The sequence below is a fragment of the Oceanobacillus sp. CAU 1775 genome (assembly GCF_054482815.1).
Map to the genome: position 1 here is coordinate 84,500 of NZ_JBTLRO010000010.1, position 12,323 is coordinate 96,822.

Annotated in this window: 12 protein-coding genes; 6 read left to right on the forward strand and 6 right to left on the reverse strand. The window is 36.0% G+C overall.

Features of this window, described 5'->3' with window-relative positions:
• Window positions 1-744, forward strand: coding sequence for a hypothetical protein (locus tag ACXYMZ_RS14830; protein WP_458949181.1), 744 nt, complete (start codon window positions 1-3; stop codon window positions 742-744).
• A gap of 189 nt (window positions 745-933) precedes the next feature.
• Window positions 934-1,395 (forward strand): CarD family transcriptional regulator, encoded by a 462-nt coding sequence (locus ACXYMZ_RS14835; RefSeq protein WP_458949182.1) that lies wholly within the window; start codon window positions 934-936, stop codon window positions 1,393-1,395.
• Window positions 1,396-1,680: 285 nt separating this feature from the next.
• Here the strand turns inward: ACXYMZ_RS14835 and ACXYMZ_RS14840 are convergent, their stop codons facing one another.
• The 3 genes from ACXYMZ_RS14840 to ACXYMZ_RS14850 form a co-directional block, all read right to left on the reverse strand.
• Window positions 1,681-1,995: a DMT family transporter gene (locus tag ACXYMZ_RS14840; protein WP_458949183.1), complete on the reverse strand. Its 315-nt coding sequence runs from the start codon at window positions 1,993-1,995 to the stop codon at window positions 1,681-1,683.
• Window positions 1,996-2,355 (reverse strand): DMT family transporter, encoded by a 360-nt coding sequence (locus tag ACXYMZ_RS14845; RefSeq protein ID WP_458949184.1) that lies wholly within the window; start codon window positions 2,353-2,355, stop codon window positions 1,996-1,998.
• A 419-nt stretch (window positions 2,356-2,774) separates the two neighbouring features.
• On the reverse strand, window positions 2,775-4,190 hold the full coding sequence (locus ACXYMZ_RS14850) for a YfcC family protein (protein WP_458949185.1): 1,416 nt from the start codon (window positions 4,188-4,190) through the stop codon (window positions 2,775-2,777).
• 379 nt (window positions 4,191-4,569) lie between these two features.
• On the opposite strand from ACXYMZ_RS14850, the gene ACXYMZ_RS14855 reads away from it, so the two are divergent.
• From ACXYMZ_RS14855 to nadX, 4 genes are all read left to right on the forward strand, one after another.
• Complete coding sequence (locus ACXYMZ_RS14855) at window positions 4,570-5,133, forward strand: DUF4256 domain-containing protein (RefSeq protein WP_458949194.1); 564 nt, start codon at window positions 4,570-4,572, stop codon at window positions 5,131-5,133.
• A 40-nt stretch (window positions 5,134-5,173) separates the two neighbouring features.
• Entirely contained in the window at window positions 5,174-6,652 is a 1,479-nt protein-coding gene (locus ACXYMZ_RS14860; RefSeq protein ID WP_458949186.1) for an MDR family MFS transporter, read from the forward strand.
• Between the two features lie 34 nt (window positions 6,653-6,686).
• A complete protein-coding gene (locus ACXYMZ_RS14865; protein WP_458949187.1) occupies window positions 6,687-7,709 on the forward strand; it encodes a serine hydrolase domain-containing protein in 1,023 nt (340 codons plus the stop codon).
• 264 nt (window positions 7,710-7,973) lie between these two features.
• Window positions 7,974-8,753 carry an aspartate dehydrogenase gene (nadX, locus tag ACXYMZ_RS14870; protein ID WP_458949188.1) on the forward strand — a complete coding sequence of 260 codons (780 nt, stop codon included), beginning with the start codon at window positions 7,974-7,976 and terminating at the stop codon, window positions 8,751-8,753.
• A gap of 50 nt (window positions 8,754-8,803) precedes the next feature.
• Here the strand turns inward: nadX and ACXYMZ_RS14875 are convergent, their stop codons facing one another.
• From ACXYMZ_RS14875 to ACXYMZ_RS14885, 3 genes are read right to left on the reverse strand one after another with little or no spacing between them, the layout of a single operon-like run.
• Window positions 8,804-9,424 carry a kinase gene (locus tag ACXYMZ_RS14875; protein WP_458949189.1) on the reverse strand — a complete coding sequence of 207 codons (621 nt, stop codon included), beginning with the start codon at window positions 9,422-9,424 and terminating at the stop codon, window positions 8,804-8,806.
• A gap of 44 nt (window positions 9,425-9,468) precedes the next feature.
• A complete protein-coding gene (locus ACXYMZ_RS14880; protein ID WP_458949190.1) occupies window positions 9,469-10,113 on the reverse strand; it encodes a 2-keto-4-pentenoate hydratase in 645 nt (214 codons plus the stop codon).
• A gap of 19 nt (window positions 10,114-10,132) precedes the next feature.
• Window positions 10,133-11,767, reverse strand: a complete 1,635-nt coding sequence (locus ACXYMZ_RS14885; protein WP_458949191.1) for a recombinase family protein — start codon at window positions 11,765-11,767, stop codon at window positions 10,133-10,135.
• Between the last annotated feature and the right edge of the window lie 556 nt (window positions 11,768-12,323).

The window sequence follows — 12,323 nt, forward strand, 5'->3', positions numbered from 1 at the left end:
ATGGAGTTCAGTCGATTTGTTACGAATAAAATGATGTATATTCTTTTATTAGTGTTTATGGCTTTTCAAATTTTTGGGATCTTTATGATCAAGCAATATGAACAACCTGTACAGGGAGTAATCCTGCCTAGCGCAATGAACGAAAGTGAATTTATTCAATCGATGCTTTCACAAACTCCATCTTGGGTGATGATGTATATCATGGTTTTCAGCGTTTATTTATATATGAGTGAATATAATGCTGGTTTCTACAAAAATTATAGTTCAATGAAAAATGCACGAGTTTACAGTGTTCTTTCAAAGATTCTAATTCTGGGATTATTTACGATGCTCATGTTTATTGTATTGCTTGTATCTGATTTGATTGGAAGAGCTATCTTTTTTGAAAATACAGCGCTTGGCGACTTAGACTATTTTATTAAATTAATTCTCGGACAGTTTCTACTCCACTGGGCTTTCGCAATTGTGATTTTATGCTTTACAATGACTCTGAAAAATTTGGTTGCTAGTTTCGTAGTAGGTTTTATACTTGTGTTAAATATTCTCGGTATGGCTATAGGATTCTTGGAATCTCTTTTATGGGATTTGGAGTTCTCTTCTTATTTGCTAGTTAATACAATAACGACAGTAAGGGATTTTTACGAACTAGAATCCGTTATTCATGTATTTAGTGTAGCACTAGTATTTTTCTTTGTTTTTTCTTTTTGGGCTATAGGATATAAGGTAAATGAAGATTTAAAGTAATCGAAGAAAGAAGTAAAAATAGCGGTCTAAACGCGTTTATACAAGGTCATCATTTGATGACTTTTTCTTTTTGAATTTTTACCATTAAAATGGTTGACGACTATACAATGCATATGATAAAATTAAAAATTTGATTATTTTATATTTATATGGTAAGGTTAAGTGGTATCAAATACGGAGGTGGATTATTTGTTTCAAGTTGGTGATAATATTGTCTATCCAATGCATGGAGCAGGTATAATTGAAGGTATTGAAGAAAAGGAAGTTCGAGGGAAAGAACAAGAGTATTATGTGATCAAGATGTTAATCGGTAATATGCAAGTAATGGTCCCTTCGGCTAATATGAAGATGTTAAGAATTCGTCCTGTTACTAACCTTGATGCCATGACCCAAATTAAAAGTGTTTTTAATACTGAGGACTCGAGTAATTTACTCCCGTGGAAACAAAGATATAAAGTCAATATGGAAAAAATCAAAACGGGTAAATTAGAAGATTGCGTAGAAGTGGTCCGTGATTTAATTTTTATGAAAAAGCAAGAAGGACTTAACACGAGTGAAAAGAAAATGTTAAGTGATGCACAAGAGTTCATGATTAGTGAGTTGGAGTTAATTGAAGGACTTACTACAAACCAAATTAAAAGTTTTAGTTAATCATAATTAAATATATCCAAACAAAAAAGCTTAAAGATTAAAAATCTCTAAGCTTTTTTTCATGGCATAGAAAACTATAAAATTTGAACTTTGTGGATCTCTCCTTTTGACAGGGATAGCCACGTCCGGCTCCAGCGCCCAACGACTATCAAACTTCGCACTCCTCCAATCGATAAGTCAACATCGACTCGTACCTCGTCGTGTTTCCTTTATCTCATTACGAAGTACTCCAGTTTGTACGTCGCTGAACGGGCGCTTGCGCCTTTGTTCTATTTTCGTTCTTTGTTAAGAAACAATTCTTAGCCCAACGGCTCCACATATAATACAAGTTAAGAAAAGTAGACGCAAAATGTTCATTGATTCTTTGAAAAACAAGACACCCATAATAACTGCTCCTGTTGCTCCAAGTCCTGTCCAAACTGCATAAGCAGTACCAAGTGGAATCTCTTCCATTGCTAAAGCGAGAAAATAAAAACCAGCGGAAAAGAAGGCGATAAGTGCAAGTAGCCAGCTGAAAGATCTCTTTTTCAAATACATATTAATACTTGCAACACCAAAGATTTCTCCAAAACTTGCGATAAAAAGATAGATCCAAGCCATCTACTTTTCACCTTCCTTCAATAATTTTTGCTCGTTCACTTCGGGATTTTTAGTTCCGGTTGTTAATTGAATTCCGACGACTCCAATGATTACAAGCAGTATAAACGCACCTTTAGCAGGTGTGAAAGCTACTCCTAAAAATGTAAAGTCGATAATTGCAATGGCAGCTGCACCGGAACCAGTAAATGTTGCATACACAGATCCTGAGGGCAAGACTTCGCATGCTCTTATGACAAAGTAAAAGCTAAATATAATAGCAATTATCGTTCCAGTCCACATCCAAAAATTATCCGAATACTTCAATCCAAGCACCCAGACAACTTCTATTACTGCAGCCCAGAAAACGTATATCCATCCCATACAAAAAGCTCCTTTTTCTTGGCAGAGAGAGGTAAATAGCTCCATCACCCATCTGCAATCAATACCTTAAGTTTCACATACCAAGATACACCGGTCAAAATTTGTGCTCTTTATTTTTTAAAATAGGGTTTTAATAAAGCATGCCGTTGAGATTAGTCCTTCAATATATAAGAAAACTAAATTGAGCTTCGGAAATATACGAAGACTCCAGCGGGATGGAAGGCAACGGTGAGACCCCACAGTGCGCAAAGCGCGCGAGGAGGCTCACCAGCCGCCCGCGGAAAGCGTAGTATATTTCCGAAGCGGGTCTTTCCTCTTAATAACCATAAAATTCAACATAGCGATTTATATAAAAAAGTTCCCCAGTATGATAGGCGAGCTATACTTACTGGGGAACTTATTTTATATTTTAGTTAAAATCAACCTGTCCACTGTGTCATTTGGGCAAAGATTAGGAAGGCGACTCCAATTGCTGTGAAGACTAGAAATACTGGCCAATAGAATTTCATCCATTTTTGCCAAGAAACTCCTGCAATTACGAGTGCAGCCATAAAGTACCCTGAAGTAGGGAATAAAATATGTGCAAATCCATCACCAACTTGGAAAGCAAGTACTGCAGTTTGTCTCGTAACACCAATAATGTCTGCTAGTGGTCCCATGATTGGCATTGTTACTAGCGCTTGTCCACTTCCTGATGGAATAATAAAGTTAATCGTAAGTTGTGCCAAGAACATACCAACAGCACCCAAGACAGAAGGTAATTCTCCAACCATCGAACCTAATGTATTTACAATCGTATCCATGATGCGTCCGTCTTCAAGAACAACAGCTACCGAACGAGCAAGTCCGATAATAATTGCCCCCATTAGAACGTCACGGAATCCTTTTGTAAATGCTTCAGAAATCTCTGTAGCATTAAGTCCAGAAATTTTTCCTACGACAATTCCCATAAAGATGAATAATCCAGCCATCTCGACCATGAACCAACCAAGATTTAATACACCGTAAACAAGTGCAACAAAGAATAAAAGTGCTGCAACAGAAGCATATTTCTGTCTTGTGTTCATTACTCTTACTTCTACATCTTCTTTACTTTTATAAAGTTCTCTTTTTTCCTGGTCATCTTCGTATACATGACTAAATTTAGCAGGATCTTGCTTTACCTTACTTGCATAGCGCATCAAGAAAAAGATACCTACAGATAGTACAATGACGAACAAGAGAATTCTCAGGCCAATCCCTGAGAATACAGGAATCCCTACAATTTTCTGCGATAATCCAACGTTTATCGGATTTAAAACACCAGCTGTAAATCCAATAACCGTTCCCATCAATGCAATTCCCGCTGCAACGAGCGAGTCATAACCGAGTGCAATCATTAACGGCAGAATTACCGGGATGTATACCAATGATAATTCAGGCGTTCCGATTAAAGTAGCTACTACTGCGAAAACTGTAGTTAAAATAGGAATGATTAGAAGACTACGATTAGCAAATTGGTTAGCTAAACGGTCTACAACGATCTCAATAATACCTGTCGTTCGTAATACCATAAACATTCCACCGACGATGAATGTGAAGAACACAATCTCTCCAGCATCAATCAGTCCTCGTGGTATAACAGTTAAGAAATCCAAAATCCCAATAGGATCAGAATCAACTACTGTAAATGAATTAGGGTCAACTGTTTCCCTTCCATCTGGACCAGGAACCCTTTCGAATTCACCTGCTGGTATAAAATATGTTGCAAGCGCTGCCAATGCACTAAATGTAAATAGAATGACATAAATATGTGGCAGTTGAAACTTTTTCTTCTTGTTTTCTTCTTTTGCCATAATTCTTCTCCTTTTCTCGGTTATTCGCACAGAAATAGTGAAGAGTATATTTATTAAGAGATATATTTATAATTCGATATAAAGTAGTATGACCATATATAAAATAAATATTTTAGTATGTTAATTGCGTTTTCACATATGTACGAAGTGCCTAACCCCTTTATCTTCATTGGTAAATATACAGGACTAATTTAGAGATAACATTAACAATACTGGATAAAAAGCCTGTGTTGAATTCTACTAGAGTAGATAATTTGTTAGCTTTACAATACTTTACCTACTACCCTAAGTAATTAAATTATATTCACTATTTTGAAAGATTTAATTGAAATGTAATGAGAATCATATGTATAATTTACTCAACGAAAAAGATTGGAGAATGAAAATGTCTAAAGAACTGAAAAAGGAAGAACATGAATTACTACTTCAAACATTAAAAGAGCGTTTTGAAAAGAATATGCATCGTCATCAAGGGTTAGCTTGGGAAGAGGTTCAAGTGAGGCTTGAAAATAACCCGGAAAAGCTAGAATCTCTCTATCAAATGGAAAAAACAGAGGGAGAACCTGATGTCGTAGGATACGATGAAGAAAAGGATGTGTTTATTTTCTTTGATTGCTCGAAAGAAAGTCCCAAAGGTCGAAGAAGTATTTGCTATGATCGCGAAGCACTCGAATCAAGAAAAAAACACAAACCTGAAAACAGTGCAATGGATCTGGCAAAAGAGATGGGTATTGAAATGTTAACAGAAGAGGAGTACCGAGCATTACAAGAGATTGAAGTCGTTGATCAAAAAACTTCTAGCTGGGTACAGACGCCGAGTGATATCAGGGAGCGTGGCGGCGCGATATTTTGCGATTACCGTTATGGTCATGTGTTTGTCTATCATAATGGCGCAGACTCCTATTATGGAGCGAGAGGTTTTCGTGGTTCACTAAGAGTGTAATAAAAAGCAGTTCATTAATTAACTGGATGGAGTAAAGAGAATGACTAAAACTAAATATGAGTTCTTATCGGAAGACCCTAATGTAAAAACATTACCGATTATGATGGCATTGATTATAGGAGCATTTTTTGCAGTTTTGAATGAAACGCTTCTAAATATTGCACTGACAACATTAATGGAAGAGTTTAGTATAACTCTGTCGACAGTGCAATGGGTGGCTACAGGGTTTATGTTAGTCATGGGGATCGTGATTCCAATATCCCCTTTGTTCATGCAATGGTTTACAACGAGACAAATGTTTATTGGAACAATGGTAACCTTCACGGTAGGTACAATAATTGCAGCAGCTGCTCCATCCTTTGCAATTTTATTAGTTGGACGTTTTATTCAAGCTGTCGGTACGGGACTGCTTATGCCGATTATTTTCAATGTATTTTTATTAATTTATCCACCACATAGACGTGGAAAAATCATGGGAATTGTAGGACTTGTAATTATGTTTGCCCCAGCAATAGGGCCAACATTATCGGGAGTAATTGTAGACTATTTAGGTTGGAGATTCCTATTTATCTCTGTGATCCCTTTTGCGGTTTTTTCCATTTTATTTGGGATGAAATATTTGATCAATGTTTCCGAAGTTACCAAACCAAAAATCGATTGGTTATCAATTATATTCTCAACCATTGGCTTTGGAACAATAATCTATGGATTTAGTTCTGTTGGTGAAAGTGAAGCAGGATTTTTAACGCCAAGCGTACTAGCTTTTATAATTATCGGTGTAGTTGGAGTCGTTTTATTTTCTGTAAGACAGTTCAAACTCGATGAACCTCTAATGGACTTACGTGTATTTAAGCTCCCAATGTTTTCACATGCTGTTATCATGTTCATCATTATTGTGATGACAATGTTTGCATCCGAACTTATTTTGCCAGTGTTCATGCAGGGTCCAATGGGATTAGCGCCTGCAGTAGCAGGGATGTTGCTTTTACCAGGTAGTATTTTAAATGGTATTATGAGTCCATTTATGGGAGCTTTATTCGATAAAGTAGGACCACGGGTAATGATGATTCCTGCGACAATTGTTCTTGCTGGGACAATGTTTATGTTTAGTCGAATTACTGCAGAAACCGAGCCTTGGGTGATCATTCTGGGCTTCATCCTCATTATGCTTAGTGTTTCAGCAATAATGATGCCAGCCGAAACAAACGGGCTCAATCAGCTACCTAAACGGCTCTATCCGCATGGTACAGCAGTGATGTCAACCTTGCAGCCATTAAGTGGTGCAATAGGGGTTTCGGTATTTATCAGTATTCTCAATTCTAGACAAGCGAGTTACTTAGCTGGTGTTGAGAATCCGACGAATGAAGCTGCAATAAATCAAGCAATGGTTGCGGGAGTAGAGCTCGTTTACTTTATTATTTTCTTGATTACGCTTGTTGCAGTTGCTTTGTCATTTGTTGTATATCGGGCACGTCCAATTGAAGACGTTCCACTAGTTAAAGACTTTAGTAAATTATAAAAAGTTATATAAAAATATCTATAGGGGTGATGTGATGGAAGGTAAGTTAAAGAAAAAGGTAGATGAAATTGGTGAAGAAATTCAATTTTCAGGGAGTGTTTTTGTAAAGGGCAGTGAAGATACTTTATTACAAGAAAGCTATGGTTATGCTAATCGTTCCGAAAAGATTAATAACACGAATCAGACGAGGTTTGGTATTGCTTCAGGCTGTAAGTTATTTACTGCCATCGCAATCTGTCAGTTGGTTGAAGCAGGAAAGCTTTCATTTGCTACGAAATTGCAAGATTGTCTGAAGGAGAGTTTTCCGAAGTTCTCTAAAGAGATAACTGTTCATCATCTTTTAACACATACATCCGGCGTTCCCGATTATTTTGATGAAGAAGAAATGGATGACTTTGAAGAACTTTGGGTGAAGTATCCGATGTATCAGATTAGAAGATTGCAAGATTTCTTACCAATGTTTCAGAATGAACCAATGAAATTCCAACCAGGTGAAAAATTCTATTACAATAATGCAGGTTATATTCTACTTGGTTTGATTGTGGAGGAAGCGAGCGGACAGCCGTTTACAACATATGTGGAAGAAAATATTTTTAAGAAAGCTGGAATGACAGCTTCTGGTTATTTTGAAATGGATAAATTACCAGAAAAAACAGCACTCGGTTATATTGATCTACCGAATGGCGAGTGGAAATCAAATATATATTCTTTACCTGTAAAGGGTGGATCAGATGGTGGGGCATTTGTAACTGCTGAGGGTATGGTGAAACTATGGGAAGCACTCTTAAAGTACGAATTACTGAGTGAAGCATCTACGAAAGAATTGCTGTCTGCTCATGTACAAGCAGAGGATGAAGATGAGTATTATGGGTATGGAGTTTGGATGGATAAAAAAGCAGGTCGTATTTCGAAATACCATGTGATGGGCTATGATCCTGGTGTAAGTTTTCATTCTGTTTATTATCCGGAAAACTCTTTCATACTAGCAATCTGTTCCAATGAATCAGCAGGTGCCTATGATGTGCTTTTCGGAATCGAAGAAATAATAATAGACTAACCAGGAAGATTTACATGATTAGTCTAAAAGTAAAAATCAAACGTTTGTTTATCCAGTTGTAAGCGCCAAATACAAGATGAGAATAAGTAATACAGCGAAGGCTATGAAAGATATGATAGTTATCACTAATTTGGACATATTCTAGTACCTCCTTCTCGAAAGGATTCACTTACTCAATTATATGTAAGGGAAAAAAGATAAGAACTCCTTCATCTAGTGATACAATGGTAGCGAAGTTAATCATTATTTAGGAGGAAGTTAACAATGAATATTGGATTAATTGGTTCAGGAGCAATCGGAAAATTTTTATTAAACCAAATAAATGGTGAGAAACATAATCGTTTAAGTATTAAAAGTATTTTAGTAAGAAATAAGGAGAAGTATCAAGAGCTAGAATCGAAGTATGATGTAAAGCTATATACGGATGTTGATAAGTTCCTTGATTCAGGAATAGACATTGTAGCCGAGGCTGCGAATGTGGAAACGGTGAGAGAAGTAATACCTGAGGTTGTAAAAAAGAAAGATGCCATTCTAATTAGTATTGGAGCGCTAGTTGACGAGAGCCTGCTAGCTGAGCTTAATCGTTTAGCAACAGAACATAATAATGAAGTGTATCTACCTTCAGGAGGTATTGGAGGTCTAGATTTAGTTCAGAATACCAATGCACTTGGAAGTCTTACGAGTGTTACTCTTACGACAAGAAAGCCAGCTGCCTCATTAACAAATGAGGAAATTACGGAAGAAAAAGTTATGTTTGATGGAAAAGCAGCGGACGCTATTAAAGAATTTCCAAAAAATGTGAACGTTTCAATCGTGCTTTCTTTAGCTGGTATTGGTACTGAAAAAACAAGAATGCGTCTTGTAGCTGATCCTTCGATTGATAAAAACATCCACCAGATTAAATTAGTAGGTGACTTTGGAGAAGCAACTGTATCGATTACGAACAACCCACTTCCGGAAAATCCTAAAACAAGTTATTTAGCTGCAATGAGTATTTTGGGAACTTTAGACCGAGTTGGAAAGAGAATTAGGATAGGGGATTAATAGTATATTAGAAGGGAGACAAAACTATTTGAGTTTTGTCTCCCTCTTGTTTATGAATATATTATATCTGCGTTCGCTTTGGGATTTTCCACTTTTATATAGTATTCTTCAGCCGGCCAATATCTTCGTTTATATTTAGCTAATCGCTTTTGATAATCTCCAATATATTGATCGCGGTCCAACACTCTTTCTTCCCTCTCTTTATCAGGACAATCTACAAATATAATAATATCTAAATACTCTCTCCACTCATGTCTTTGAATAAAGATTCCTTCTACTAGAACAATTGATGGATGTGTTATTTCAATATTTTTCAAAGATATCTTGTCATTTGCTTTATCATAAAAAGGTAATTCAATTATTCTTGCGCCACTAGATAGAGCTTGGAAAAGTTCTGTCTGTAACAAATTAATATCCCATTGTAGAAAATAGTATTCATACCACTCTTCAAATTCCGTTTTATATCGCTTATCAGACACAACAATGTGCTCATCGAGATGGATAGTCATTACATTCATTCCAATAGTTTTTAAGGACTCTTTAAGCTTGGTTGTGATCGTAGTTTTACCAGCTCCGCCTAATCCATCAATTCCAACGATAAAAGGATGGTTATTTTTAATAGATTCCTTGTATTTAGCTATTAAAACATCTGAGATATTTTTAAGAGACATGAAATATTGACCCACTTTCAAAACATATAAGCATTCATTTGAAGTTAAGCAGTAAAAGTAACCTCAGCCTCACCGACATCAGAATAAGTTACTTTATATGTTCCTTCTTTAGCTGGTAATGGAGAAATAAATGTTCCGGATGAAATAACCATACCTTTTTTCAGTGTTTTATTGTTGTCTGCAAGCTTCTGAGAGAGCCATTTTACAGCTAAAACTGGATTTCCTAGCACTGCAGAAGAAACTCCTTCGCTAATTTTTTCTCCATTATGGTAAAGTTCCATTTCAATTGTTTCAAACTCTTGAAGAGTAGGAACGCTAATAGGATTAGAAACTACAATCAAACCAGTCGCCGTATTATCACAAAGCAAGTCTGCTAATGAAAAGTTGGGGAACCAGTCAATATAACGTGCATCAGGTATTTCAATACCAGCAGCAATTTTACTCTTTTGTAGAATCTCTAATTCGTCTGCTCCAGGTGAAAGATCCTCCGTTAATAGAAACATAATTTCAGGCTCAATTAATGGTGAGAATAGAGAACCTAAAGAAACCGTACTTCCTGTTTGTAGAACATTAGAAGTTAATAATGTTCCGTAAGCTGGTTCGTTGGTATTAGCAATCGCCTGTGAATTGGTTGTTACATCATCACTACTAAAATATATGCATTGATACCAGATAACATTACAAGACAAAAGAAAAAAACTCCCCTAACTAATGAAGAGTAGATGTATTTAATAACATACTTGGTTTCAAATAGGAATGTAAGTTAAACTTTCCTTTTCCTGTTTTTTCTAGGATCACGTAGTCAAAAATCCCCCGTAAAAGTTCATTCTTTTCACCTCTAGCAAGTTCACCGTGTTTGTATAGATGGAGGACACTTTTAAAGCCTTCCTGAATACTTTCTATATCTAATTCTTCAATCTGTTCTTTTTGGGTTTCTTTACGGAAAAAGTCAATCTGTCTATTGGTGTCTTCAATTTCTTCCAAAATATCTTTACGATTCTCCCTATATTCTTCCTCGGTTATATCGTCTTCCGCTTTCATATTAATAAGATTCTTCATTTTAGCATTTAGTTTTTTAATTTTACTTTCAAGAAGTTCCATTCGGTCAGAAGGGTCTAACTGTTTTCGTTGTCTGATATTCTCAATATCAATAAGTTCCTCTAAACGGGAGCGAAGAACATCTTCCTTCACTTCAATAAAATCTTCTTCTAAGATTCTTAGTATTTCTTCCTCAATTGCTCTGTATTTCATATACACTTTACATCCAAGGCATATCATAAATTCCTTATGGTAGGTGGATATATCCCCATTTTTCTTTTTGTACTTTTGCGTACTGTATTGTCTTTGCATTTTATTCTCACATGAAGAACAAACTATTAGCCCTGCCAACGGTTGTGGTTCAAAGTCCAATCTAACCTTAGGGCTCTGTCTATTTTCTTGCATGATTAACTCAGCCTTATCAAGGGTCTCCTCATCGATAATTGCGGGATGTGCATTTGGCACCCAAACTACTTCCTCTGGATTTCTTTTTACCTTTTTCTTTTTACCGTTTACAACTATTACCTTCGTATTATTAAAACTTACAACCCCTTTATATACGGGGTTTCGGAGGACTGATCTTAGATGCATGGGTTTCCAATATTGTTTTCCTGTTGCAGTTAAAATACCTTCACGACCAAGAATTGTACTTATACCGTTATAGCCAATTCTTTCGTTGACATATAAATCGAATATTCTTCGTATAACCCATGCCCTGTCCTCATCAATTTCCAATTTTTGCGTTTTAGGATTAAACTTATACCCGTCTGGAATTCCGCCCCCGCCGGTCATCCATTTTCCGGCTTTTGCATATGACAAACGCGCGTTGACCATGCGACTTTTAATCATGTCGTATTCCTGATTCGCCATAAACATATTAAATTTCAAATATCTTAAATCATCCTCGCTATTAGGATTGTATATTTTCATAGGAGTGATTACATGGATTTCTTTCTGTTGTAGTAAATCTAGTAAAAATCCCATTTGAGTGTAACTGCCTCTACCTAGCCTACTAATTTCCTTCACACAAAAGGCTACTGTGCCACGTTCAAATCCATCTTCAATTTCAGTTATTATACCTTTAAATATAGGACGACTTTCAATTTCGTCAGCACCGCTACCTAACTCCTCATACAGTCTCCACGCTATGTGGTCATAGTGATCTTTTAACAGACCAGTGATTAAATCTCTTTGCTGTGCTAAGGTATCCTCCTCAACCCTTCTTTCCCGCTGTATATCCTGACGGGAACGCCTTATGTAACCATATATAAATTCAACATTTTTTAGTATGTCTTTATTAACCATGCTATCAACTCCATTCATGAAATTGGTATGTGATTAAAAGTATACTACACCAAAAACAAAATATATAGCGCATACTAAACAAATGAGCAAAAAAGATTATCCTTAAACAGCTTCATCATAAGCATTTCCACCAACTAATCGTAAAATTAGAAACTTGAAAAAAAGGCACTAATCCAGAATTAATATCACGGACAGAATATACAAAGGTAAATGGAGGTAACAAAAGCTCAATTTCAATATTGGTAGTTTATGAATTTCACGGAGAAGTTGGATTAACGTGGAAAAAGAGGGCCACTAATAATAAAGGGAGTCTAATAAACAAACGAAACAATAACATAGAACTGAATGAATTGGATTTGTTGGAATGCCGTATGAATAATAAAACTCAAATCTAGTATATTTCTCGGGGATGAGGGAAAAAATACATTTAAAATCACTAGTGTTGCATTAATATAGTTTGAATTTTCAGTTACTAACTTTTTTCTAAAAGAGCCAAAAAACTAAATACCCTATTAAAGGTGGCTCCATCCATTTGGGATTTATTTACAGTTAGACG